General features: G+C 68.6%; 22 protein-coding genes. 12 read left to right on the top strand and 10 right to left on the bottom strand.

What is annotated here, in order from left to right; all coding sequences use genetic code 11:
• Positions 1 to 48 precede the first annotated feature (48 nt).
• From AOK17_RS16735 to AOK17_RS16710, 6 genes are read right to left on the bottom strand one after another with little or no spacing between them, the layout of a single operon-like run.
• Positions 49 to 894: a fumarylacetoacetate hydrolase family protein gene (locus tag AOK17_RS16735; RefSeq protein ID WP_055613266.1), complete on the bottom strand. Its 846-nt coding sequence runs from the start codon at positions 892 to 894 to the stop codon at positions 49 to 51.
• 20 nt (positions 895 to 914) lie between these two features.
• Positions 915 to 1,859 (bottom strand): 3,4-dihydroxyphenylacetate 2,3-dioxygenase, encoded by a 945-nt coding sequence (locus tag AOK17_RS16730; protein WP_055613265.1) that lies wholly within the window; start codon positions 1,857 to 1,859, stop codon positions 915 to 917.
• Entirely contained in the window at positions 1,852 to 3,315 is a 1,464-nt protein-coding gene (locus AOK17_RS16725) for an aldehyde dehydrogenase (protein WP_055613264.1), read from the bottom strand. Before AOK17_RS16725 ends, AOK17_RS16730 begins: the two co-directional genes overlap by 8 nt.
• A 34-nt stretch (positions 3,316 to 3,349) precedes the next feature.
• Positions 3,350 to 4,156, bottom strand: coding sequence for an acetoacetate decarboxylase family protein (locus AOK17_RS16720; RefSeq protein WP_055613263.1), 807 nt, complete (start codon positions 4,154 to 4,156; stop codon positions 3,350 to 3,352).
• 11 nt (positions 4,157 to 4,167) lie between these two features.
• Positions 4,168 to 5,376, bottom strand: coding sequence for an NAD(P)/FAD-dependent oxidoreductase (locus tag AOK17_RS16715; RefSeq protein ID WP_055613307.1), 1,209 nt, complete (start codon positions 5,374 to 5,376; stop codon positions 4,168 to 4,170).
• A gap of 19 nt (positions 5,377 to 5,395) precedes the next feature.
• Positions 5,396 to 5,584, bottom strand: coding sequence for a ferredoxin (locus AOK17_RS16710; RefSeq protein ID WP_055613262.1), 189 nt, complete (start codon positions 5,582 to 5,584; stop codon positions 5,396 to 5,398).
• Positions 5,585 to 5,955: 371 nt separating this feature from the next.
• Between AOK17_RS16710 and AOK17_RS16705 the strand changes: the two genes are divergently transcribed.
• From AOK17_RS16705 to AOK17_RS16670, 8 genes are all read left to right on the top strand, one after another.
• Entirely contained in the window at positions 5,956 to 7,311 is a 1,356-nt protein-coding gene (locus AOK17_RS16705; RefSeq protein ID WP_055613261.1) for a glutamine synthetase family protein, read from the top strand.
• Positions 7,312 to 7,364: 53 nt separating this feature from the next.
• Complete coding sequence (locus AOK17_RS16700; protein WP_055613260.1) at positions 7,365 to 8,681, top strand: cytochrome P450; 1,317 nt, start codon at positions 7,365 to 7,367, stop codon at positions 8,679 to 8,681.
• 241 nt (positions 8,682 to 8,922) lie between these two features.
• On the top strand, positions 8,923 to 9,366 hold the full coding sequence (locus tag AOK17_RS16695; protein WP_055613259.1) for an HIT family protein: 444 nt from the start codon (positions 8,923 to 8,925) through the stop codon (positions 9,364 to 9,366).
• Between the two features lie 346 nt (positions 9,367 to 9,712).
• Positions 9,713 to 10,474 carry a DeoR/GlpR family DNA-binding transcription regulator gene (locus AOK17_RS16690; protein ID WP_055613258.1) on the top strand — a complete coding sequence of 254 codons (762 nt, stop codon included), beginning with the start codon at positions 9,713 to 9,715 and terminating at the stop codon, positions 10,472 to 10,474.
• 81 nt (positions 10,475 to 10,555) lie between these two features.
• Positions 10,556 to 11,926 (top strand): ABC transporter substrate-binding protein, encoded by a 1,371-nt coding sequence (locus AOK17_RS16685; protein ID WP_055613257.1) that lies wholly within the window; start codon positions 10,556 to 10,558, stop codon positions 11,924 to 11,926.
• An 85-nt stretch (positions 11,927 to 12,011) separates the two neighbouring features.
• On the top strand, positions 12,012 to 12,977 hold the full coding sequence (locus tag AOK17_RS16680; protein WP_055613256.1) for a carbohydrate ABC transporter permease: 966 nt from the start codon (positions 12,012 to 12,014) through the stop codon (positions 12,975 to 12,977).
• Complete coding sequence (locus AOK17_RS16675; protein ID WP_079053062.1) at positions 12,974 to 13,861, top strand: carbohydrate ABC transporter permease; 888 nt, start codon at positions 12,974 to 12,976, stop codon at positions 13,859 to 13,861. The genes AOK17_RS16680 and AOK17_RS16675 overlap by 4 nt, the downstream gene beginning before the upstream one ends.
• Positions 13,858 to 14,847, top strand: a complete 990-nt coding sequence (locus AOK17_RS16670) for a zinc-dependent alcohol dehydrogenase family protein (protein ID WP_055613255.1) — start codon at positions 13,858 to 13,860, stop codon at positions 14,845 to 14,847. The genes AOK17_RS16675 and AOK17_RS16670 overlap by 4 nt, the downstream gene beginning before the upstream one ends.
• 175 nt (positions 14,848 to 15,022) lie before the next feature.
• Here AOK17_RS16670 and AOK17_RS50040 read toward each other — a convergent pair whose 3' ends face one another.
• On the bottom strand, positions 15,023 to 15,313 hold the full coding sequence (locus tag AOK17_RS50040; RefSeq protein ID WP_157881346.1) for a glycosyltransferase: 291 nt from the start codon (positions 15,311 to 15,313) through the stop codon (positions 15,023 to 15,025).
• Positions 15,314 to 15,431: 118 nt separating this feature from the next.
• Entirely contained in the window at positions 15,432 to 16,028 is a 597-nt protein-coding gene (locus AOK17_RS16660) for an NADPH-dependent FMN reductase (protein ID WP_055613305.1), read from the bottom strand.
• Between the two features lie 112 nt (positions 16,029 to 16,140).
• Here AOK17_RS16660 and AOK17_RS16655 point away from each other — a divergent pair, with 112 nt between their 5' ends.
• The 4 genes from AOK17_RS16655 to AOK17_RS16640 all read left to right on the top strand — a co-directional run bounded on the left by AOK17_RS16655 (position 16,141) and on the right by AOK17_RS16640 (position 22,365).
• Complete coding sequence (locus AOK17_RS16655; RefSeq protein ID WP_055613253.1) at positions 16,141 to 16,980, top strand: helix-turn-helix domain-containing protein; 840 nt, start codon at positions 16,141 to 16,143, stop codon at positions 16,978 to 16,980.
• Between the two features lie 504 nt (positions 16,981 to 17,484).
• Positions 17,485 to 20,778 carry a GH92 family glycosyl hydrolase gene (locus tag AOK17_RS16650; RefSeq protein WP_079053060.1) on the top strand — a complete coding sequence of 1,098 codons (3,294 nt, stop codon included), beginning with the start codon at positions 17,485 to 17,487 and terminating at the stop codon, positions 20,776 to 20,778.
• 258 nt (positions 20,779 to 21,036) lie between these two features.
• On the top strand, positions 21,037 to 21,420 hold the full coding sequence (locus AOK17_RS16645; protein ID WP_157881345.1) for a hypothetical protein: 384 nt from the start codon (positions 21,037 to 21,039) through the stop codon (positions 21,418 to 21,420).
• Between the two features lie 249 nt (positions 21,421 to 21,669).
• Positions 21,670 to 22,365, top strand: a complete 696-nt coding sequence (locus tag AOK17_RS16640) for an alpha/beta hydrolase (RefSeq protein ID WP_055613251.1) — start codon at positions 21,670 to 21,672, stop codon at positions 22,363 to 22,365.
• Between the two features lie 64 nt (positions 22,366 to 22,429).
• On the opposite strand, the gene AOK17_RS16635 is transcribed toward AOK17_RS16640, so the two are convergent.
• Both AOK17_RS16635 and AOK17_RS16630 read right to left on the bottom strand, forming a co-directional pair.
• Positions 22,430 to 23,020, bottom strand: a complete 591-nt coding sequence (locus AOK17_RS16635; RefSeq protein WP_055613250.1) for a cupin domain-containing protein — start codon at positions 23,018 to 23,020, stop codon at positions 22,430 to 22,432.
• An 88-nt stretch (positions 23,021 to 23,108) separates the two neighbouring features.
• Positions 23,109 to 23,720: a TetR/AcrR family transcriptional regulator C-terminal domain-containing protein gene (locus AOK17_RS16630; protein WP_055613249.1), complete on the bottom strand. Its 612-nt coding sequence runs from the start codon at positions 23,718 to 23,720 to the stop codon at positions 23,109 to 23,111.
• Between the last annotated feature and the right edge of the window lie 93 nt (positions 23,721 to 23,813).

Genomic DNA, 23,813 nt, shown 5'->3' with positions numbered 1-23,813 from the left:
AGGGGCCTCCTGGGCCGGTCCCGGTGCGGGGCCGTCTCGTGGACGGCATCAGCGCTTGGGCGCCCTGATGCCGCGGAACTCCCAGTCGCCGCCGAGCGCGGTGGACAGAACCTCCTCGGACTCCGTGGGCTGGGCGCCGACATCGGTACGGACAGGGGTCGGCCCGGTGACGATGTGGTTCGTCAGCCGTCCGAGGCCCTCGACCTCGACCTCGACGACGTCGCCGGGCTGGACGGGCCGGGAGTTGGCGGGCGTGCCGGAGAGCAGCACATCGCCCGGGTTGAGAGTGATCGTGCGGGCGATGTCGGCGACGAGGTAGTGCATGTCCCACTCCATCTCGTCGGTCGAACCGTCCTGCACCACTTCGCCGTTGACATACGTACGCAGGTACTTGCCGTGGAAGTCCCAGTCGGTGACCAGGCCGGGGCCGAGCGGGCACAGCGTGTCCGAGCCCTTGACGCGGAGCATCGAACCGGCGTCGGTGTCACGGAAGTCGTGCAGGCCGTAGTCGTTGGCAACGGTGTAACCGGCGATGTACTCCCCCGCCTCGGCCTGCGAGATGTTGCGCGCGGTCCTGCCGATGACGATGGCGACCTCGCCCTCGTAGTTGAGCCACTTGCAGCCCTCGGGGCGGACGATCGCGCCCTTGTGGGAGTTGAGGGAGGAGGTCGGCTTGTGGAAGTAGGTGGGCGTCGGGGTGAGCCGGATCTGGAACTCGTCCACGCGGCTGCGGTGGTTGAGGTGCACGGCGATCACCTTGGAGGGCACGACCGGGGGCAGGTGGTGCGCCTCCTCGGTCTTCACGCGGCGGCCGTCTCCGGCGACGAGTTCGTCACCCTCGACGGTGACCTGGACGGCGGCGCCGTCGAGGAGGACGCGGCGGTACTCGGGCATGGCGGGGCTCCTGGATACGGCTAGATGCGACTGTGTGGGGTGCGCGGGGACGGGGCTTCGGGCAGGCCGGTGCCGGTCCAGCCATCGGCCGGACGGTCGAACCACAGATGCACCTGACCGGTGCCGATCGAGTTCTCGTACTCCCCGTACTGACGGGCCTTGGCAACGCACGCCTGCTCGCCCAGGGCGCCGGCCATCATCAGGTAGTGGAAGAACTTCGCCTCGGGCTTGTACTTCCAGAACTCCGGCATGGTGTCCAGGACCTTGTCGTGGCGGCCCTCCTTGAACCAGGCGATGCGCTCGTAGTCCGCCTCGCGCGCCTGAGGCGTGAAGATGTGCACCGGGTCGCCGGCCTCGTGGTCGCGCAGTTCGCGCAGCGGCCAGAAGGTGTGGGAGAGGGCGCCGGAGGCGATGACCAGCACGCGGCGTCCGGGGGTTGCGGCGATGCCGTCCGCCAGGGCTCGGCCGAGGCGGAGGTGGTCCTCCATGTCGCCGGTCTGACAGACCCCGATGGTCACCCACCGCTTGTCGGGCAACCCCTCCCCCAGGAACTTCCAGAGGTTGGTGGTGGCGTAGTAGATCGGCAGGTAGTCGTCCTCGATCGCGGTGATCCAGGTGCCGTGCTTGTCGGCGAACTTCTCTATGTTGTGGGCGAGTTCGGGGTCGCCTGGGAAGTCGTACGGCATGCGGCACATGCCGCGCGGCAGCTCCTCGGAGGTGAACAGGCCGGCGCGGCGCTGCTGGGCGGTCACGACGAACTCGACCGTCGTCGCCCAGTGCGAGTCGAGGACGACCACGGTGTCGTATTCGTTGGCGGCATCGCGTTCGAAGACGTCCTTGCGGAGTTGCCGGAGCCCGGTGACGAGGGTGATCTCCTTGCCCTCGTTGAGTTCCAGCCGGTCTTCCTCCGGGAGCACGATGGTGGGGACATGGGCGAGGAGGCCCGCCCCGACGATCTCACCCATGGTTCTTCCATCCGTTCGGTGCGGTGACCGTGTTCTTGACGTCGCAGTAGAAGTCGAAGCTCCAGGTGCCGCCCTCGCGGCCCACGCCGGAGTGGCGGGAGCCGCCGAAGGGTGCCTGGAGGTCGCGTACGAAGAAGCAGTTGACCCAGACCGTCCCCGCGACGAGCTGGGCGGTGACGCGCTCGGCGCGCTCGGCGTCGGCCGTGGCGAGGGTGGCGGCCAGGCCGAAGCGGGTGTCGTTGGCGAGGCGGACGGCTTCCTCTTCGGTGCTGAAGGTCTGCAGGGTCAGGACCGGGCCGAAGACCTCCTCCTGCACGATCTCCGAGTCCTGGGCGACATCGGTGAGCAGGGTCGGTGCGTAGTACTGGGTGTCCTTGCGATGTCCGCCGATGACCGCACGGGCTCCGGCCGCGAGCGCCCGCTGCACGAAGGCGTCGATCTTCTCCAGCTGGCGCGGGTGGATGTTGGGCCCGATGTCCGTGGTCTCGTGACGCGGGTCGCCCTGCGTGAGCGTCGCGGCCTTCTCGACGAACCGGCGCGTGAACTCCTCCGCGACCGACTCCTCGACGAGGAAGCGGGTGGCGGCGAGGCAGACCTGGCCGGCGTTGTCGTACTGCTCGACAGCGAGGTCCACGGCGAGATCGAGGTCGGCGTCGGCGAAGACCAACAGCGGTGATTTGCCGCCGAGTTCGAGGCTGAGCGGGGTGAGGTTGCCGGCGGCGGACTCGGCGATGCGCCTGGCGGTCGGCACCGATCCGGTGAAGCTGATCCGCCGTACGTCCGGGTGCGAGGTGAGGGCATCGCCGATCTCCGAGCCGTACCCCTGGACAACGTTGAGGACCCCGGCGGGAAGCCCGGCCTCGGCCGCGATGTCGGCGAGCAGGGAGGCGGTCAGCGGGGACCACTCGGCGGGCTTGAGGACGACCGTGTTGCCGGCCGCCAGGGCAGGAGCGACCTTCCAGGTGGCCAGCATCAGCGGCGCGTTCCACGGGGTGATCAGCACGGACGGGCCCGCCGGGTCCCAGCTCACGTGATTCGTGTGACCGCGTGTCTCGAAGTCCTCGTGCTCCAGCTTCAGCAGCCAGTCGGCGAAGAAGCGGAAGTTGTGGGCGACACGGGGCATCACGCCCCGCCGGTGCGAGCGCAGCAGCGCGCCGTTGTCGGTGGTCTCGACGATCGAGAGGTCCTCGATCCGCTTCTCCACGCCGTCGGCGACGGCGTGCAGGATGCGAGCGCGTTCGGCGCGTGAGGTGGCGGCCCAGGCGGGGAAGGCGGCCTTCGCGGCGGCCACCGCTGCCGCGGCCTCCAGCGCCGTACCGCGGGAGATCTCGCCGATCACGCTGCCGTCGATCGGCGAGACATCGGTGAACGTCTCGGCGGAGGCGACGCGCCGGCCGCCGATCCAGTGCCGGGTGTCGACGGCGACCCCGGCCACCGTGAGGGTGTGCTCGCTCATATCCGGTCTCCAAGTCCTTTGGTGCGTAAGGGGGTTACTCAACTCCGGACGTGCCGGACTCCAGCAGTCGGCCGCCGTCCCAGACGACGCCGACCTGGCGGTAGTAGGCGGCGATCGGCTCACGGATCTCCAGCCGGGCCAGCTCCTCGGTGGGCGCCTCGAAGATCTCCAGCTCGGCGTCGCCGACCCACGCCTGCCCGCCCTCGAAGGAGGACGCACCGGACTCGATCAGCTCGTCGAGTGCCAGGCCCTTGCCCTTCTCGATCGACGGCAGCCACCGGTGGTGGGCCATGGGGTGGCTGTTGACGAAGCCGTTCGTGTCGGACGGCTCTCGCAGGGTCACCACGGCCTGCGCCAACCGCCGGTCCGCGGCGGCGAGGGTTGCCCCGAAGCGAGCCCCCGCCTCGATCCGCGGAGCGGGGCCGTACGGATGAGGCCGCGTCTGGTGAATCGATCCGAGCTTCTTCGGGTAACCCTGGTGCAGGCCGCGGGCGATGGCGAAGTCCTTGTCGACCCAGATGTACACGCACCGGGTGTAGGTCTGCCCCCGGTACTTGCAGCGGACGACCGCGAAGGCTTCCTTGTACTGGGCGAGCACCGGGTCCAGCAGTTCGTCTCCGGCAGTGGAGCAGGACTGCCAGTCGGCCCAGATCAACGCGACCGCGCCAGGGTCCTCGTCGGCCAACTCCAGCGGCTCGGGCAGCAGTTCGCGCACCCGGGCGGGGTCGGTGCGGTATTCGACGGTGAGCAGGTCACCCGAGTAGCGCCACGGCGGGGAGGGAATCAGCGACGAGGCGCCGCTCGCTGTCTTGGGGTGGAAGTAACCACGGACAGGGGACATGACGAGCTTCCTTACACGGTGAGGGCGGGCGACTTGAGCAACTGGGCGCGATAACGGGCGGCGCCCATCGCGGCGGCCTGGCCGCCGAGGGCGACGACGCCGACCAACCGACCAGAAGTGTGGTAGCCGACCAGAACGTCGCCCTCCGGGTCGCCGTCCAGGACACGGACGTCGTCCTTGCCGAGGACCGGCGCCCCGAAGGACTGCAGCCGGAACTCGTGCTGGTCGCTCCAGAAGGTGGGCAGTGGCGCGAATGGAGCCAACTGGTCATCTGCACCGGCGAGATGGGCCGCAAGCACCTTCGCGGCGTGCTTGGCGGTGTCCGTGGGGATGGACCAGTGTTCGACGCGGCGGGGTATGCCGTCGTAGCGGGCGTTGGGGAAGCGGGCGACGTCACCGACCGCGACGGCCTCCGGGCGTCCGCCGATCCGCAGCCGATCGTCCGTGAGCACACCGTCGGACAGGTCGAGCCCGTTGTCCTGCAGCCACTCGGCGTTGGCGATCGAGCCGACCGACTCCACGACCACATCGGCCGGCAGGACCGTGCCGTCGTCGAGGACGACGCCGGTCACCCGGCCCCCGCCCTCGAATCCGGCGACTCCCGCGCCGAGGGCGAAGCGCACCCCGCGCTCTTCGTGTCGCTTGAGCAGCGCACGTCCGAGCAGTTCGCCGAGCGGGCCCACCATGGGCAGCGGCAGCGGATCGACGACGGTCACCTCGCGGACACCGAGTCCTGCGGCGGTGGCGGCGACCTCGCAGCCGATGAATCCCGCGCCGACGACGACCACTCGGGCGTCCGGCCGGGTCAGTTCGTCCCGCAGGGCCTGGGCGTCGGCGAGGGTACGGACGGTGTGACGGCCGTCGAGCGGGCCGGGGCAGCGCAGCCGCCGGGGGCGCATTCCGGTGGCGACGACCAGTCCGTCGTACCGAATGGCCTCGCCGTCGTCGAGTTCGACGGTCCGTTCGTCCAGGCGGGCCGCGACGACCTTCGTGCCGAGCCGCCACTCCACATCGGCGGCGGCCTCCTTCGGCGTGAAGGCCAGCGATTCGAACGGCGCCTTGCCTGCCAGCACTTCTTTCGACAGCGGAGGCCGGTTGTAGGGCATGTGGGGCTCGTCGCCGACGACCGTGATCGTCCCGGTCCAGCCCGCCGCGCGGAGCTGCTCGGCGGCACGCAGACCACCCATCGAAGCGCCCGCGACGACTACGCGTCCGGTCATGGTTGCGGCCATGGGGGACTCAGGCCTCGACCCGGATGGCCTGCAGCGGACAGACGTCCGCGGCCTCCTCGACCTCGTCGCGCAGCGCCTCGTCGGGTCCGGAGACGTACACGAGGTGTCCGTCGCCATCCATGGAGAAGACGTCGGGTGCAGCGAAGACGCACTGGCCGTGGTCCTGGCACTTGTTCATGTCGACGACGACCTTCATGGCGGTCCTCCTGAGGGTGAGGGCGTCGGATCAGAGATCGGAGCAGAGTGGGGCTGAAGAGGGGCCCGGCCCGGATGCGGCCGGGCCCCTCGGCCAAAGGGGTGCTGAAGAGCCGCACCCCTGACTCGTTTGGCTTCAAACAACATAGGAAGCCACTTCCTCTCTGGTCAATACCTGTCCAGGTGGATAAATTTTCTCGACCAACCTCTTGCGGGGCGACGACTTCACTCCATACCGTTCGGGATCAAACGAGTAGTACCGGGGTCTGCCCTTCTGAACCCGCACCCCGGATCCCGTTCTCTGCACACACCCCATCCCCAGAGCCCCGAGGCACGGGGGATGTCCCCACCCAGCCTCCCAAGGAGACACTGGTGAGCACATCCGACACCCCAGACATCCGCCGGCACATGGAGCGGCTCGCCGCCGAGGGCGTCGACGTGGTCCGGGTGATCTATCCCGACCTCATCGGCACCGACCGTGCCCGGGACGTCCTGCTGGACCACCTGCCGTCGGCGTCCGAGCACGGCCTGGCCTTCTGCCGCGCCGTCTACCACACCTCACCCCAAGGGGACGTGGTCCCGGTCGCGGGCGGTCTGGACGCCGGTCTGCCGGACGTGTGCGTACGCCCCGATCTGTCCACGGCGGCCCCCTTGCCCTGGGAGCCCGGCGTCGCCACCTGTCTCGGCGAGGTCACCGACCCGGCGACCGGGGGCCCCGCCCCCGAGTCACCTCGCGACCTGCTGCGTACTGTCCTGGCCCGATGTTCCGAGCAGGGGCTGCGCCCCGTCGTCGGCCCCGAGCTGGAGTACTTCCTCCTGGAGCCCGCCCCCGGCACGCCCACCGGCTGGCGCCGCTCGCCGGAAGCCACCGGCGCGGTGTACACCGCGGGCCTGCGCGCCGACCCCGGCAATCACCTGCTGCGCACCCTGCGGCAGCTGCGCGACCTGGGCCTCGGCGTCGTCACCGGCAACCACGAGTTCGACGGCGGCCAGTACGAGATCAACCTCAACCACTCGGAGGCCCTGGACGCCGCCGACCGCGCCTTCCGCTTCAAGGCGGCCGTCAAGGAACTGGCCCGCAAGGAAGGCAACATGGCCACCTTCATGGCCAAGCCGTTCGGCGACGCGGGCGGTTCCGGGTTCCACCTCCACCTGTCATGCAGCGACAGTGAGGACCACAACGCGTTCGACGACCCCTCCGGCGCGTACGGCCTCTCGGCCACCGCCCGCCACGCCATGGCGGGCATCCTCGCCCACGCACCCGCGCTCGCCGCACTGGCCAACCCCACCGTGAACTCGTACAAGCGCTTCGGACCGGACACTCTCGCGCCCTGGCTGATCGACTGGGGACTCGACAACCGCAGTGCCATGGTCCGCATCCCGCCCGAGCGCGGCAGCGGCGCCCGCCTCGAACTCCGTCTCGGCGACGCCAGCGCCAACCCCTACTTGCTGATCGCGGGCACGATCGCCGCCGCCCTGCTCGGCATCCAGGAAGGCGAAGAGCCGCCCGCCCCGCTGGAGGGCTACGGCTACGACACCGCCAAGTCCGCCCTGCTGCCCGCGAGCCTGTCGGCCGCGCTCGACGCGCTGGAGGCGGACACCGCCCTGACCGACGTCCTCGGCAAGGACTTCACCACCTCCTTCCTGACCTACAAGCGGAACGAGGTCGAACGCTTCCAACGGCACGTCACGGACTGGGAGTTCACCGAGTACGCCTACCACCTGTAAGCCCGCCGAAAGGCCGCCGGCCCTCGTCGTCCTCGCCCAGGAGATCCACCACCATGACCAGTCCCACTGCCCGTGCCGTCCCCACCACCCGCGCCGAGTTGCGCGCCGCCCTCGACGAGCCCATGCCGCTCGACCGGGTGGACCTCGCCGACCTCGACAACTTCGCCGACGGCGTCACCCCATGGCGGATGTTCCACACCCTGCGCCACCAGGACCCGGTGCACTGGCAGCCGGAGGAGGCCCCCAACTCCGGCTTCTGGGCCGTGACCCGGCACGCGGACATCGCCCGCGTCGACCGCGACGCGGAGACCTTCACCTCGACGAGGTTCGTCAATCTTGAAGAGGTCGACGAGGACCAGATCAAGAAACGTGCCTCCATCCTGGAGCTGGACGGCGTCCGACACCGCGCGATGCGCAGCGTGATCCAGCGACAGTTCGGCGCGGGTGTCATCAACAGCTACGGCGACTTCCTGCGCGGCCTGACCGCGAAAACCCTGGACGCGGCCCTCGCCAAGGGCACCTTCGACTTCGTCACCGACGTCTCCGCCGACTTCCCCATCAACGTGCTGGCACGCCTGCTCGACGTACCGCCGGAGGACAACCAGCGGCTCATCGACTGGGGCAACCGCATCATCGGCAACACCGACCCCGACTACGCGGACGTCCTGCTGAACAGCGCGGAGAGCGAGCAGTACCGCGACCTGCCCTTCCGCTCCCCCGCCTCCCTCGAAGTCTTCGAGTACGGACGGGAGCTGGCCCGTCAGCGGCGCGGCGGCGACGGCACGGACCTGGTGTCGAAGCTGGTCAACACCATCCCGCGTGACGGAGTCCCGCTGTCCGCGCAGGACTTCGACAACTACTTCCTGCTCCTGGTCGTGGCCGGCAACGAGACCACCCGCCACACCATCTCCCACTCGATGCTGGCCCTGCTCCAGCACCCCGAGCAGTTGGCCAGGCTCAAGGACGACCCCTCCCTGATTCCCACCGCGGTCGAGGAGTTCCTGCGCTGGGCCTCCCCCGTCTACCACTTCCGCCGCACCGCCACCCGCGACGTCGAACTCGGCGGCAAGCAGGTCAAGGAGGGCGACAAGGTCGTCATGTGGTTCGCCTCCGGCAACCGCGACGAGGACGTCTTCGACAACCCCTACGACCTGGACGTCGCCCGCACCGACAACGACCACGTCACCTTCGGCAAGGGCAGCCCCCACCTCTGCCTGGGCAACCTCCTCGCCCGCACCGAGATCCGCATCATGTTCGAGGAGCTGATCCCGAGGATCGCCGACATCAAACTGGCCGGCGACGTCCCCCGGGTGCGCTCCAACTTCGTCAACGGCATCAAGAAGCTGCCGGTCGAGGTGACCCTCGCCTGACGACCGACCCAAGAATCGCTGCCGCGTCCCATGGCCTCGGGGCGCGGCAGCGCTGTTTTCATCGGGGCAGCTGCCCGGTCGGCCGTCGTGCACGGACGCGCCGAGTCCCCTCCCAGGGCGGCGCGGGCGCGGTAGCCGGGACGTCATCGCGGTGTGCTGAGCCCGACAGACTTGGCCGCCTGGGTGTCGCCTCTGATGTGGTGAGCGGCACGAGGTACTCGGGCCTTCGAGGGGGCAGCCCGTGACGGACGACGGATGCATCTTTTGTGCAATAGCGAGGGGTCAGGCGGACGCCAGCATCGTCCACGAAGATGAATCAGTGATCGCTTTCATGGATCTCCAGCCCGTCACCCCGGGCCACTTGCTGGTCATCCCCAAGGCGCACGCGGTGGGACTGGAGGACCTTCAGGAGGACGTCGGGGTCCAGGTCTGGAAAGTGGCGCATCAGCTCGGACGCGCACTGCGTCGATCAGGCTTGCGATGTGAGGGCGTCAACTTGTTCCTCGCGGACGGCGAAGCCGCCTTCCAGGAGGTTTTCCACGTTCACCTGCATGTCTTTCCCCGCTTCAAAGGTGACCCATTTCGCATCGATGCCGACTGGCGCGTCCAGGAACGCGACCAACTCGACATGACGGCTGCAGCCGTCCGTGGCGGCCTCGCTGCCCTCGACACCGGGCAACGCTGACGACCATCGCCCCGCCGCACGACGATGACCGTCATCCGCTGATGACCGTCATCGGCTCGGCCTCAGTCGGTGAGCAGGCAGTAAACGGGCACGTTCCGAGCCGACCCGGGTGGGGATCTTGCTCCGCTATTGGCCGAAGAAGGCCCCTGTCTGCGGAAATACCGCATTCGAAACGGTCACATCCGGTCATGGAACTCCTGACGTTTTGCCTGTTCATGAGGCTGTGCGTGCTTATAAATAGTCCGCATGAACCCGAACGGGCCGGGCTCTGTGAAGGCGTAAATGCGCCAGACCGGAAAAGGCCGGGCCGAGTGTCGGGTCGGAATCGCGGAGTGGAGGTGTCGCCGTGGACGCCGAAGAACGCCGACGCGCCATCCTGGAGGCCACGCGTCGTGTCGGCTCCGTGGATGTGGGCAAGACCGCCGCCGACCTGGGTATCTCCAAGGAAACCGTGCGGCGTGACCTGAACCTGCTGGATGCTCACGGGCTGGTGCGGCGAACCCACGGCGGCGCCTACCCCGTCGAGAGCGCCGGCTTCGAGACAACGCTCTCCTACCGCACCACCAGCCAGGTCAGGGAGAAGTCGCGGATCGCTGCCGCCGCCGTGGAGCTGCTCGGTGACGCGGAGACGATTTACATCGACGAGGGCTACACCCCACAGCTCATCGCCGCGGCTCTGCCCCGCGACCGTCCGCTGACCGTGATCACCTCCTCCCTCGCCGCGGCCGGCACCCTGGCCGCCGTGGAGAGCGTCACCGTGCTGCTGCTCGGTGGTCGTGTACGAGGCGCCACGCTGGCGACAGTTGATCACTGGGCGACCCACATGCTGTCCGGCCTCGTCATCGACCTGGCGTACGTCGGCGCAAACGGCATCTCTCGCCAATGGGGGCTCACCACTCCGGACCCCGCTGTGAGCGATGTAAAGGCGCAGGTCATGGCCGCTTCCCGACGCCGGGTCTTCTCGGGCGTCCACAACAAGTTCGGAGCGACCAGCTTCTGCCGTTTCGCTGAGATCGCAGACATCGAGGCCATCGTCACCGACACCGGGCTTCCTGCGTCCGAAGCCCATCGCTACTTCCTCCTGGGGCCGCAGGTCATCCGCGTGTGACCTGCGTCCTTCTCCAACTCACACGCACTCGCTCGACCGGGCCTGGGCCTCCCATGCCCTCGAACACCTCTGGAGTCAGCCATGACCATCCGAAAGATCACCCACGCCGGGAGAAGCGCTCGCGCTGTGCTCGCCGCCGTGGCCGTAGGCTCGATGCTGGCAGCGTGCAGCGGGGCCGGCGGGTCGAGCTCCGGAGACGGGGGCGAGAGCATCAATGTGCTGATGGTCGGCAACCCGCAGATGGAGGACATCGCGAAGCTGACGAAGGACACCTTCACGAAGGACACCGGTGTCAAGGTGAACTTCACGATCCTTCCCGAGAACGAGCTGCGCGACAAAGTCACCCAGGACATCGCCACCCAGGCAGGCCAGTACGACGTGGCCACCATCGGCGCCTACGAAGTGCCCATCTGGCACAAGAACGGCTGGCTGCACGAGCTGAGCTCCTACGCCGGCAAGGACTCCGCCTTCGACGAGGCCGACCTGCTCAAGCCCATGGTCCAGTCGCTGTCCGGAGACGACGGCAAGCTCTACGCCCTGCCGTTCTACGGCGAGTCCTCCATGCTCATGTACAACAAGGAGGTGATGGCCGAGAAGGGCATCACCGTTCCCGAGAAGCCCACTTGGCAGCAGGTCGCCGACATCGCGGCCAAGGTCGACGGCGCCCGCCCGGGGATGAAGGGCATCTGTCTGCGCGGTCTGGCCGGCTGGGGCGAGCTCGGCGCGCCGCTGACGACCGTGGTCAACACCTTCGGCGGCACCTGGTTCACCAAGGACTGGAAGGCGCAGGTCAACAGCCCGGCGTTCAAGAAGGCGACGAACTTCTACGTCGACCTGGTCAGGAAGCACGGTGAGGTGGGTGCCCCGCAGGCCGGGTTCACCGAGTGCCTGAACGCACTGAGCCAGGGCAAGGTCGCGATGTGGTACGACGCGACCAGCGCGGCCGGTTCCTTGGAAGACCCCAAGTCCAGCAAGATCGCCGGCAAGGTCGGCTACTCGTACGCACCGGTGGACAGGACGGACAGCTCCGGCTGGCTGTGGACCTGGGCGTGGGCGATGCCGAAGACCACCAAGAAGGCCGACGCCGCCTCGAAGTTCATGCTCTGGGCGTCCGGCAAGGACTACGAGAAGCTCGTCGGCGAGAAGCTCGGCTGGTCGCGCGTTCCCGCCGGGAAGCGGGCCAGCACCTACGAGCTTCCCGAGTACCAGAAGGCGGCCTCGGCCTTCGGTGACATCACCCTGAAGTCCATCGAGCAGGCGAACCCGACCGACCCCGGTGTGCAGCCGCGGCCCACGGTGGGCGTCCAGTTCGTGGCCGTCCCCGAGTTCCAGGATCTCGGCACCAAGGTGACACAGGAGATCTCCGCTGCCATCGCCGGCAAGACGAGCGTGGACAAGGCTCTGGACAAGGGCCAGAAGCTCGCGGAGGAAACCGCCAAGACCTACCAGTGACCTCCCCTTGCCCGGTCGGCCATGGCGCCGGCCGGGCACCGCTTCCCCATCCCTCGGCCGTCACCGGCCGGCTCAAGGACCCCTCATGACCACGCTCATTCCCGCGCCCAGAGCGGTGCGCGCACACCCTCCGCATCAGCCAGGCAAGCGCGAAACGGTGCACAAGTGGCGTCGGCGCCTCCCGCTGCTGCCGGCGCTGATCTTCACGGTCATCGTGACGCAACTGCCCTTCGTGGCCACGCTGATCATCTCGACCCTCCAGTGGAACATCCTCAAGCCGGGCGAGAGGCACTTCACCGGCCTGTCCAACTACGCCTTCGTCTTCACCGACGAAAGGCTGCGCACGGCGGTACTGAACACCATCGTGCTCACCGCGTCGGTGGTGAGCATCAGCATGGTCCTCGGGCTGGGTCTGGCACTCCTCCTCGACCGCCGCTTTCCCGGCCGGGGCCTGGCCCGCACCCTGCTCATCACACCGTTCCTGGTCATGCCCGTCGCAGCGGCACTGCTGTGGAAGCACGCCATCTACAACCCCGACTACGGCCTCCTCAACGGCACCCTCAACGCCGTCTACCGGCTCTTCGGAGCCGAGAACGGCCCCACCATCGACTGGGTGTCGAACTCGGCGATGCCGGCCGTCGTCGTCGCGCTGGTGTGGCAGTGGACCCCGTTCATGATGCTCATCCTGCTGGCCGGTCTGCAGGCGCAGCCCGGTGACGTCCTGGAGGCGGCCCGCGTCGACGGAGCGTCGGCCATGGCGACCTTCCGCTTCATCACCCTGCCGCACCTGCGCCAGTACATCGAACTGGGCGTCCTGCTCGGCACGATCTATGTCGTGCAGACCTTCGACGCCGTCTTCACCATCACCCAGGGCGGTCCCGGCTCCCAGACGACCAACCTGCCCTACGAGATCTACCTGACCATGTTCCGCAAGTACGAGTACGGCGAGGCAGCCGCCGCCGGCGTGGTCGTGGTGATCGGTTCCATCGTCGTCGCCACGTTCGCCCTGCGGACCATCGCGTCACTGTTCCGCGAGGAGGTCTCCCGATGACCACGCACGCAGCAGTCCCCGACCCCAGGACGGGGCTCAGGAAGTTCCTCCGCCGCAAGGACGACCACGGCGGCCCGCCGCGGCTGACACCGGGGTGGACCTTCGCCGCCTGGCTGGCCACGCTGGCCTTCTTCGCCCCGGTCGCGTGGATGGTGCTGACCTCCTTCCACCAGGAGGCCGACGCCGCCACCAACCCGCCCAGCCTGCTCGCGCCCTTCACCCTGGACCAGTACGAGCTGCTGCTGGGCCGGGACATCACCCCGTACCTTCTCAACTCGGCCATGGCGAGCGTGATTTCGACGCTGTTGGTGCTCGCTCTGGCGGTGCCGGCGGCCTACGCGCTGTCCATCAAGCCGGTCGAGAAGTGGACCGACGTGATGTTCTTCTTCCTGTCCACGAAGTTCCTCCCCGCCATCGCGGCGCTGCTGCCGGTGTACCTGATCGTCAAGGACGCCGGGATGCTGGACAACGTCTGGACACTGATCATCCTCTACACCGCCATGAACCTGCCGATCGCGGTGTGGATGATGCGCTCCTTCCTCGCCGAAGTCCCCAAGGAGATCCTGGAAGCCGCCGAGGTCGACGGCGCGGGTCTGCCCACGGTGCTGCTGCGCATCGTCGGCCCCGTCGCCATGCCCGGACTCGCTGCCACCGCGCTGATCTGCTTCATCTTCAGCTGGAACGAGTTCCTCTTCGCCGTCAACCTCACCGCCACCAACGCCTCCACCGCGCCCGTCTTCCTCGTCGGGTTCATCACCAACGAGGGGCTCTTCCTCGCCCGTCTGTGCGCCGCCGCCACCCTGGTGTCCCTGCCTGTCCTCATCGCCGGCTGGGCTGCCCAGGACAAGTTGGTTCGCGGCCTGTCCCTAGGAGCAGTCAAGTGAAAGCCGCCGTCATAGAAGCCCCCGGCAAGGTCACTGTCACCACAGTCCCTGACCCCACCCCAGGGCCGCGCGAGGTCGTGGTGGACGTGGCCGCCTGCGGACTGTGCGGCACGGACCTGCACATCCTCCAGGGCGAGTTCGCGCCGAGACTGCCCATCGTCCCCGGCCACGAATTCGCCGGAGAGGTCGTCGGTATCGGCACCGAGGTGACGGAACTCGCCGTCGGCGACCGGGTCGCCGTCGACCCCTCGCTGTACTGCAACGAGTGCCGCTACTGCCGCAACGGCCGCAACAACCTCTGTGACCGGTGGGCCGCGATCGGCGTCACCGTTGCCGGCGGCGCCGCGGAATTCGCCGTGGCCCCTGTCGCCAACTGCGTCCGGCTGCCCGAACATGTCGACATGGCGAACGCCGCCCTCATCGAGCCGCTTTCCTGCGCGGTACGGGGATACGACGTGCTCAACGCCAGGTTGGGGGCGAACGTACTCATCTATGGCAGCGGCACCATGGGCCTGATGATGCTGGAGCTGGCCAAGCGCACCGGTGCCGCTTCGGTGGATGTCATCGACCTCAACCCCGAACGCCTCGCCACTGCCGAGAAACTGGGCTGTTCGAGGGCGGCTGCCTCGGCGGAGGAGTTCCAGCAGCGTGGCGGCTGGGAGGTGGTGATCGACGCAACCGGCAACGCGGCCGCCATCCAGGACGGCCTGGACCGCGTCGCGAAGGCGGGGACATTCCTGCAGTTCGGCGTCTCGGACTACGCGACAACGGCCACCATCTCGCCGTACCGCATCTACAACCAGGAGATCACCATCACCGGATCCATGGCCGTCCTGCACAGCTTCGAACGCGCTGCGGATCTCTTCGCCACGGGAGTGCTCGACCCCCAGGTGTTCATCAGCCACCGTCTCCCGCTGGACGACTACCCGCAGGCACTCGCCCAGTTCGCCGCGGGCCAGGGGCGGAAGATCGTCATAGTGCCCTGACTCGGGCGGCCAGATTCGGATGTCCCGCCCGACGTGCCCGTGAGAGGGCCTTCTGCGAGAGTTCGGCGGTCCTCGTCAGGCCGAGTATGGATGCGGGGGAAGCCGCCTTCGGTTTCGCCCGCATCACTGTCTCCGACGCATGCGACCCGGCCCGATCGCCGGGACCGGGCGGTGGTCACTGGCCGTACACGTGCCGCAGCATCGTCCGCCGTCGCTCCGGGCTGTGTTCGAGGAACAGCTCGGCCGGCCTCTCGTCGGTACCCTCGCCCGGACCGTGCGTCAGCGGGGCGACGGCCTCTGCCGCCGGTTCTCCCGGTGTGCCGACCGGACCAGGCAGGCCCAGAGACTCCAGCGCCGGGACGCGCCGCGCCACCACCGGCCGCCCCAGCCCCATCGCCGCGAGCAGTGTCATCGGCGCTCCCTCCCAGAGCGCGGTGTGCGCGTACACGTCCGCCCGGGAGAGCACTCATTGCAGGGTGCGCTGGTCCAGCCACCCGGTGGCACAGGCGGACGACTTCCCTGGTGCCGAGGAGGTTGAACTCCCGCACCCGGTCCGGCTCGTCGAAGCTGCGTCGCCGCCGAACTCAGGCCGGGTAAGGGGCGGCCTCGCGTGCCGACTTGAGCGCACCCGCCCACCAGGCCAGCTGGTCGAGCAGCGTCTTGGCGTACCCGGGGGACTCGGGGTCGAGCGGACGGCCGTCCTGCCATGCCGTGAAGTAGTTGGGGAAGGCGAGACCGTCGCGGATCGTCACCGCGTGCAGTTCGGTCAGCACGTTCTCCAGGTGCAGGACAGCGTGGCGGCCTCCCGCCGCGCCCCCGTAGCTGACGAAGGCGACGGGCTTGGCCGTCCACTGGGTGAAGTGCCAGTCGATGGCCGCTTTCAGGGAGGCGGGGTAGCTGTGGTTGTACTCGGGTGTGACCACGACGAACGCGTCCGCGCTCTCCAGTGCGGTGGTCAGGTGCCGCATCCCGGCCGGGCGGGGGTAGTCGTCGCCGGCGTACTTCGGCGATGCCGCGGGCAGGGACAGCGGGATCTCGACGTCGGCCAGATCGACGACATCGACATCGAAACCGCCGTGCGACTCGGCCTGTTCAGCCAACCATGACCCCACCACCGGACCGAACCGCCCTTCGCGGACGCTCGCGACGATGACCACCAGCTTGTGCGTGTTGTTCTCCATGACCACCACCATCGGGCCGGCCCTCGGCCACAGCCAGACCGAGCTCAGGCTGGCCCCCGCAGGGCCCCCTTGAGCTCGCCGCGACCGGTCCGGCCCGGCCTATCCTCAAGACATGGGTACGCCGTTGGGAGACTTCATCCGGAGCAAGCGCGACAGTGTCCAGCCGGAGACACTCGGCCTCCCGGATCGGGGCCGCCGCCGCTCACCGGGGCTGCGCCGCACGGATCTCGCGGCGCGCGCCGGCATCAGTGTCGAATACCTGACCCGCATCGAGCAGGGCCGTGACCGCAATCCCTCGGTGGCAGTGGTGAACGCTCTCGCCGACGCCCTCAGTCTCTCCCCCGCCGAGCGCGGCCACCTGCGCTACCTCACGAAGATCACAGGCGGAGAGTGCACCGCCCACGCCCGACCCGCACCCCCGCCCCGGCATGTGCGAGACGCCGTTCAGCAGACACTCCGCCTCCTCGAACCAGGCATCGCGGTGGTGACCAACCGGCTGGGTGACATCCTCGCCCACACCTCCGCGTACCAGTTGGTGACGACCGGCAGCGGACTGCTCGACAGCGAAGTCCCGAACCTCACCCGCTACGTCTTCGCCGACCCCCGCGCCCGCACCTTCTTCACCGACTGGGACGATGTCGCCGACGAGCAGGCATTCGACCTGTGGCTCGCCCCGTCCCTCGAGAACTCCGAGTGGTTCACCGCTGAACTCGCACCACTTGCCGGCCCCGAACTGACCCGGCGCCTGAACCGGCACGTCGTTCCGCAACGCGGAGTCCTCCGACTCAGCCATCCAGCCGGATGCGAGCTCCGGCTGCTGCGGGAGACACTCGAACTCCCCGATGACGCACAGCAGTTGACCGTCCTTCTACCCTCGGACGACGAGACCGCCGAGGCCGTCGAGCAACTCCGCCGCAGGCACCGGCCCAGCACGCTGAGGGCCATCTCCTGACGTGTGCCGGGCGAGGTGCTCGACACGCCGGCGGACCGCACGCGGTGCCTCGCGGCCGCCTGCGGCTCTCCTACGGGGAAGCGGGCGCAGCCGCGTCGGGGCCGACCGGGTAGCGGTACGCAAGGCTGCTGCAGCAGCAGCCTTGCGTACCGCTCCCGCTCCCCCAAGTGCCGGTTCTTCACCCTGCCCAAAGGCGCCCAGGCCGCACGGCAGGAGCGACGAGAACCACCGCGTCCTGGCCCCAGCCCCAACCAGCACCCACCGCCGACCCGTCGCGGCCTCCGGCGCCACACAGCCCCACGTCACCCGGACGGAAAGCCGGCTGCTCGCCTCACCCGCCTGTGCGGGAGGGCGAGGCACGTCGCCCCGAGCGTCCGCATACGCCGACGGGCAAACCGAACTCAACTGCGCACACCGGCGTTTGGACCATTGACAGCGATCCGGTCGGCATGGCAGGTTCTCGGTCTGTCCAGCCGAGACAACGTTGTCAAGGAGGTCTGCCCGATGCGGCTGTCCGTCAGACGGATCACGGCCCGCGCAATCGCCGCGGGCGTCAGCTTGCTCATACCAGGCCTGCTGTTCGGGGGTGTGCTTCCACCCGTCGCGGCTGCCGCCGAGCAGGTCTCCGACCCCGCCGCACTGGTGAATCCCTTCATCGGCACCCAGAACTTCGGGAACACCTTCCCCGGGGCCGCCGCCCCGTTCGGGATGGTCCAGGTCAGCCCGGACACCGGCGGGCAGGGCGGATACGACTACCAGCAGGACAAGATCCACGGGTTCAGCCAGACGCACCTCTCCGGAGTCGGCTGCGGTGTCTCCGGAGAGCTGCCCATCATGCCGACGACCGGCGCGGTCGACAGCGTGAACCCGGACACGTACCGCTCCAAGTTCTCGCACGACGACGAGGAAGCCACCCCCGGCTACTACCGGGTGGGCCTGTCGACGTACGACATCGAGGCCGAGCTGACCGCCACGAAGCGCACCGGCTGGCAGCGGTACACCTTCCCGGCCACCGGCGCGGCGAACGTGCTGTTCAACACCGGCAAGGCCAACCAGAACGTGTTCGACTCCGAGGTGCACGTGGTCGGGGACCGCACGGTGGAGGGGCGTGTGCGTGCCGGAGGGTTCTGTGCCGGGAAGGACAAGCACACCGTCTACTTCACCGCCGCCTTCGACCGGCCCTTCAAGGATCACGGCACCTGGCGCGGTTCAACACCCAAGCCCGGTACGCGCGATGCCGAAGGAGAGGGCAGCAACGGCGCCTGGGTGACCTTCGACGCGACCGAGGACCGGGACGCCGTCGTGAAGGTGGGCCTGTCGTACACCGGCATGGACGGTGCCCGGAAGAACCTCGCGGAGGAGACCGGGGACTCGTACGACTTCGACGCCACGCGTGCCGCGCTGCGCGCCACCTGGGAGAAGCAGCTCTCCTCGGTCAAGGTCGGCGGAGGGACTCAGGAACGGCAGAAGGTGTTCTACAGCGCCCTGTACCACGCGCAGTTGCACCCGAACCTGGCCGGTGACGTGGACGGCCGCTACACAGGGTTCGACGGCGCGGTGCACACCGCCTCCGACTTCACGCCGTATCAGAACCTGTCGCTGTGGGACACCTACCGGCCGCAGAACCAGCTGCTGGAGATGGTGGAGCCACGTGTCGCCCGGGACGTGGCGCTGTCGGTCCTCGCGATCGGCAAGGACGGCGGGTGGCTGCCCCGGTGGGCCCTCGCCAACAGCGAGACCAACATCATGACCGGCGACCCCGTGACGCCGTTCCTCGTCGAGGCATGGTCGAAGGGCATGCTGGCCGGGCACGAGGACGAGGCCTACACGCTGCTGAAGAAGAACGCGACCAGTACCCCGCCCGCCGACTCCCCGTACAACGGCCGCTCCGCCGTGGACCAGTACAGCAAGCGCGGCTACGTCCCCTCCGGCCTGGAGCTGAAGAAGGACTGCGCGGACAAGGGCGGTGACAACGACTGCACCCACCCGGCTTCGGCGACCCTGGAGTACTCGGCGGCGGACGCGTCGCTGGCCCTGATGGCCAAGGGGCTCGGGCACGGCTCCGACGCGCGGATGTTCGCGGCCCGCGGCCAGTGGTACCGCAACCTGTGGGACTCCTCGATCGGCCAGTTCCGGCCCCGTACGACCGCGGGGACGTGGATGACGCCGTACGACCCGGTCGAAGCGGGCCACCAGTTCCACGAGGGCGGCGCGTACCAGTACCAGTGGCTCGTGCCGCAGGACCCCGCCGGTCTCGTCGCTCTGATGGGCGGCCGGAAGGCCACGGAGAAGCGGCTCGACTCCTTCTTCGCCTACGACAAGCTGCTCACCGACCCGGCGGGCACCGCGCGCAAGGACTGGATCTCCCAGCCGTACGACTACTACGGCAAACCGACCTACAACCCGAACAACGAGCCCGATCTCCACGCGCCCTACATGTACCTGTGGGCGGGCGCGCCGGCGAAGACGGCGACCGTCGTGCGCGCCGCGATGACGCTGTTCACCAACGGACCCGACGGCATGACCGGCAACGACGACCTGGGCACCATGTCCGCCTGGTACGTGTTCTCCTCGCTCGGCCTCTACCCGACGATGAGCGGCGGCGACTTCATGGCGCTGTCCAGCCCGCAGTTCGACTCCGCGGCCATCACGATCGGCCGGTACGGGAAGCGGCAGGGCGGCACACTGACGATCAAGGCGCCGGGGGCGAGCGACACCAACCGGTACGTACAGGATGTATCGTTGGACGGCCGGGACGTCAAGCGCACCTGGCTGGACTGGGACAAGGTCTCGCACGGCGGCACCCTGGTCCACCGGCTCGGCACGAAGCCGTCCGGCTGGGGTATCGGCGCGGGTGCCCAGCCGCCATCGGTCAACCAGGCGGACGCCGACGGCCGACGCCACCTGGACGCGTCCCTGCGGAGCTCCTCCGACGTCGTCCCGGTCGGCGACACGGCTCAGACCGCCCACCTGACCCTGGACGTCCTCGGCCAGGCCCCCGGTGAACTGCGGGTGTCGGTGGCGGCCAAGGCGCCCTCCGGCTGGCAGGTGACGACGACTCCGCGCTCGCCGCTGCGGATCCGGTCCCAGCACCTGCCCGTACAGAAGACGGTGTCCGTGAAGGTGACCGTGCCTCCCGGCACCGCCGCCGGGTCCTACCCGGTGCGCTTCACCGTCGAGGCCGGCGGAGCGGGTCGGGTCACCCGGGAAGCCACCGTCGAGGTACGCCCGGCCGCGAAGTGTGCGACAGCCACGGACAAGCAGTGCGCGGTGGACCTGGGCAAGGACATGGCGCACGACGGGACGGCCACCACGGACAATCCCGGCCAGGGTGACTTCGACGGATCCGGCTGGAGTTACGACGCCGGTCTCCTTCCGGCCGCCGGGCCTGTCACCTGGGACGGCGTGACGTACGAGGCACCGGATCCGACCGGGACCGCGGCGAACTTCGTCGAGGCCCGCGGCCAGACGCTGCTGCTGCCCGCCCGCAGCCACGGCACCCTGCGCCTGGTGGCGGCGTCGCACAACGGGCCGGTGACGACCGCGCTGACCGTCCGGTACACCGACGGCAGCAGCTCCGAGGTCCCGCTCAAGGTCGGCGACTGGGCCGGCCAGGCCCCCGACGGCACCACCGTCGTCCTCGACATGCCCCACCGGATCAAGGCCGGCCAGGGCGTCGACGGGCCGCCGGTACGGCTGTTCGGCAGTTCCTCCGAGCTGAACGACGCCAAGGAGATTCGCTCGTTGACGCTGCCGGACGATCCGCGGATCGAGGTGTACGCGATCACGCTGTCGTAGGCAGCGTGCGCAGGCAGCCGTCGGAAGCCCTCCCCCAGCCCCCCATCCACCTCCGCTCCGGCCTGTCGGCCGGAGCGGAGGTGGGGGCTTTTCCTGTGTCGGAGCGGTTGAGTAGTGGTTACTCATGCCATGCCGCAGCAGCACACGGCACTCTCGCTACTGGCTCGTCGAGCCTGGCAAGACCTTCCGGTGGGGGCGAGTTGTTCACGTGCACGCTCAGCGGAGCAGTGCGCGGTCGGCATTGATCAGGAGGCAGGCATGAGAGGCAAGTTACGACGCAGAGGCGCCATGGCCGCGGTGGTCGCGGCGCTGAGTGCTGGTGGGATGGTTCTGTCGACCGCGTCCGCTTCGGCGGCGGCGTCAGCGTCCGCGCTGCTCAGGGTGGAGGTCGGCGCGGCCGTCTTCAACGGCCGCAACCTGGCCTCCGGTACGGTCGGCGTGCCGGACCTCTGGTCCGGGGATGTACTCCTCGCCACCTGCTGGAACACCGGTGAGAACCTCGGCGGAGGAAACCGCTGGTACCTCACCGTCTACGAGCGCTACAACCACCTCAACGGACTCGAACTGACCGTGACCGGGTGGACGTACGCGCCGTACGTGGACAACAGCGCCGCCTCCAATGGCACCATCACACACTGCTGACCTGATGGGCATTGCGCCTTTTCCCACTTGAAGCTGCTGGTCAGCGATCCGGCGCACCTTCGGTGCGCGCCCAGGGTGTGGTCAATCCCGTGGCGCGCACCGGAGGTGCTTCTGTGTGTTCTGCATGGGGGACCGGGAAGCTTTTGCCTATTGGGCAAAATAAATCGCCTCACAGGTTGACCCAGTGTGTCACTCAGCCGATCCTGGGTGCATCCGCAGGGACCCGCGACTCGCAGGAGGAAGAGCAAAATGGCGACGTTCGTACTGATTCATGGTTCCTGGGGTGGAGGCTGGGTCTGGGACCGTATGCGGCCCGTCCTGGAAGAGGCCGGCCACCGTGTTCTGACTCCCACGCTCACCGGGTTCGCCGAGAAACACGATCTGTCCCGGCCGGAGGTGGGGCTCTCCGCCAATGTCCAGGAGATCGCCGACCTGCTCACCTCCGAGGAGGTCGGCGACGCGATCCTCGTGGGCCACAGCTACGGCGGCATGGTCATCACCGGAGTGGCGGCCCTTGTCCCGGATCGCATCGACCAGATCGTGTACGTGGACGCCTTCGCCCCCACCACCGGCGAGTCGGCCTTCACGGTGCTGCCGTGGCTGGACGACGCGTTCGTGGCCCCCGAGGGAGGCCCGGACTGGGAGGTCGCCCCGCTGGACCCGCGCGCGCTCGGCGCCGACGAGGACGGCGCCACCTGGATGGAGGGCCGCCTGACCCCGATGCCTCGCCTCACCCATGCCGAACCGCTGGGACCAGGCAGCGAGGACGTCCTCGACGGCAAGCAGGTGACCTACATCCACTGCGCGGCCCAGGAGTTCTTCAACGACACCGCTGCCGCCGTGACCAAGCGCGGGTTCCGCCTTGTCACCCTCACCGAGGTCACTCACGTCGAGGTGCTGGTGCAACCACAGGTCCTGGCCCGCGAACTGCTCCTGCTTCTCTGACAGGTTGCCTCACCGACCGATCACTTCTCCGACCGGTCGCTTCACTGACCCGGTCGGCGATCGGTCAGCGCCGGGGTTTCGGTGACGGAACCGGGTGATGCATCGGCATCGTCGCGGCAGTCGACGCGACCAGCACGGTGGCGGGCTTCTCGCTCTTGTTGGTCAACCGGTGGACCTTCGACGAGTCGAAGTGCAGTGAATCGCCGGCGCTCAGGGTGATGTCCTTGCCTTCCAAGCGGAACAGGACATCGCCCGACAGGACGTGCAGCCACTCTTCGCCCGCGTGCTTGGCGTCCTTGGTCGACTTTCCGGGCTCCACCTCGACACGGATGACGGCGATCGTCGATCCCGGGCCGCTCAGGACGGTGTACTGCCCGTCCTGCCCGGGGTGCTCGACCGCGTCGTCGGCTCGTACGAGGTGGTAGTCCTCCGGCTCCTGCTCCTGGATCAGCTCGCTCACCGAGATCCCGTACACCCGGGCGATCTGCAGGAGGCTGCCGATGGACGGCTGCCGGTGCCCCTTCTCCAGGCGGGAGAGGTGCGTGACGGAAATACCGGTCTGCTCGGACAGGGTCACCAGCGTGATGCCGCGCTCGCTGCGCAGGTCTTTCAGCCGATGACCCACCCAAGCGTCTAGCTCGTTCTCGTGCGCCATGCTCGTAACATACACACCTCATAGACAAAGCATGTTGCCGAGTTGGCAAACATCGCGGGACCGGCCGGACGGTCCCGGCCGGCCTCCCTCACTGGCCGGCAAGGATCGCGGCCACCCCGGATTCGAACCGCTCGTCGAAGGACGTCGGCGCGAGATGTCCGGCCACGCGATGGAGGGAGGGATAGGTCGCCTCGGAGATCGCCCCGGCCAGGATGTCGCCCAGTGGGCGCTGGCCGACCGCCTGCTCCTCCTGCGTGAGACCCAGAGTGAAGTAGATGACCGCCCACGTCGTCCACGCGGCCTCGCGGTCGCCCGGGCCGCACTTCAGCAGCGCCTCCACCAGGGCCTCCGCGAAGCGCAGGGTGTGCGGCTCGGCGGCGTAGGTACCCACCACCAGTGCGGCACCGTCGCGATGGGACAGCAGGGCGCGGCGGTAGCGGCGGGTCAGCTCGCGGGCGCGTTCGTCGGGAGCGGCCGGCAGGTCGGTCAGGGGGATTTCGCCGAGTACGGCATCGGCCATGAGCTCCAGCATTCGGGCCTTGGTCTTCACATGCCACTGCACGGTGTTGATGCGCACGCCGAGGCGGTCGGCGACCGCCCTCGTGGACACCGCGTCCAGGCCCTTCTCGTCCAGGAGGTCCAGTCCTGCGCGGATCACCGTGGCCGGATCCAGTCGGTCGTTCTGTTGCCTGTTGGTCACTGACCTAGTTTACTGCACTCAAGGGTTCTTGGTCAGCGACCAAGAGCTGTCCGAGAGCCTTCGCCATGCCAGAAATCTGGTCACCAACCAAAA

It is taken from the genome of Streptomyces phaeochromogenes, from assembly GCF_001418655.1.
GTDB lineage: Bacteria > Actinomycetota > Actinomycetes > Streptomycetales > Streptomycetaceae > Streptomyces > Streptomyces phaeochromogenes.
Note: the sequence above shows the minus strand (reverse complement) of the source record. Positions and strands in the feature narration are given on the sequence as shown.

What these genes read in the sequence shown, in the direction of transcription:
- AOK17_RS16735 (WP_055613266.1), bottom strand. Translation starts at nt 894, where the DNA reads ATGCCCGAGTACCGCCGCGTCCTCCTCGACGGCGCCGCCGTCCAGGTC.
- AOK17_RS16730 (WP_055613265.1), bottom strand. Translation starts at nt 1,859, where the DNA reads ATGGGTGAGATCGTCGGGGCGGGCCTCCTCGCCCATGTCCCCACCATC.
- AOK17_RS16725 (WP_055613264.1), bottom strand. Translation starts at nt 3,315, where the DNA reads ATGAGCGAGCACACCCTCACGGTGGCCGGGGTCGCCGTCGACACCCGG.
- AOK17_RS16720 (WP_055613263.1), bottom strand. Translation starts at nt 4,156, where the DNA reads ATGTCCCCTGTCCGTGGTTACTTCCACCCCAAGACAGCGAGCGGCGCC.
- AOK17_RS16715 (WP_055613307.1), bottom strand. Translation starts at nt 5,376, where the DNA reads ATGACCGGACGCGTAGTCGTCGCGGGCGCTTCGATGGGTGGTCTGCGT.
- AOK17_RS16710 (WP_055613262.1), bottom strand. Translation starts at nt 5,584, where the DNA reads ATGAAGGTCGTCGTCGACATGAACAAGTGCCAGGACCACGGCCAGTGC.
- AOK17_RS16700 (WP_055613260.1), top strand. Translation starts at nt 7,365, where the DNA reads ATGACCAGTCCCACTGCCCGTGCCGTCCCCACCACCCGCGCCGAGTTG.
- AOK17_RS16685 (WP_055613257.1), top strand. Translation starts at nt 10,556, where the DNA reads ATGACCATCCGAAAGATCACCCACGCCGGGAGAAGCGCTCGCGCTGTG.
- AOK17_RS16680 (WP_055613256.1), top strand. Translation starts at nt 12,012, where the DNA reads ATGACCACGCTCATTCCCGCGCCCAGAGCGGTGCGCGCACACCCTCCG.
- AOK17_RS16675 (WP_079053062.1), top strand. Translation starts at nt 12,974, where the DNA reads ATGACCACGCACGCAGCAGTCCCCGACCCCAGGACGGGGCTCAGGAAG.
- AOK17_RS16660 (WP_055613305.1), bottom strand. Translation starts at nt 16,028, where the DNA reads ATGGAGAACAACACGCACAAGCTGGTGGTCATCGTCGCGAGCGTCCGC.
- AOK17_RS16655 (WP_055613253.1), top strand. Translation starts at nt 16,141, where the DNA reads ATGGGTACGCCGTTGGGAGACTTCATCCGGAGCAAGCGCGACAGTGTC.
- AOK17_RS16650 (WP_079053060.1), top strand. Translation starts at nt 17,485, where the DNA reads ATGCGGCTGTCCGTCAGACGGATCACGGCCCGCGCAATCGCCGCGGGC.
- AOK17_RS16645 (WP_157881345.1), top strand. Translation starts at nt 21,037, where the DNA reads ATGAGAGGCAAGTTACGACGCAGAGGCGCCATGGCCGCGGTGGTCGCG.
- AOK17_RS16640 (WP_055613251.1), top strand. Translation starts at nt 21,670, where the DNA reads ATGGCGACGTTCGTACTGATTCATGGTTCCTGGGGTGGAGGCTGGGTC.
- AOK17_RS16635 (WP_055613250.1), bottom strand. Translation starts at nt 23,020, where the DNA reads ATGGCGCACGAGAACGAGCTAGACGCTTGGGTGGGTCATCGGCTGAAA.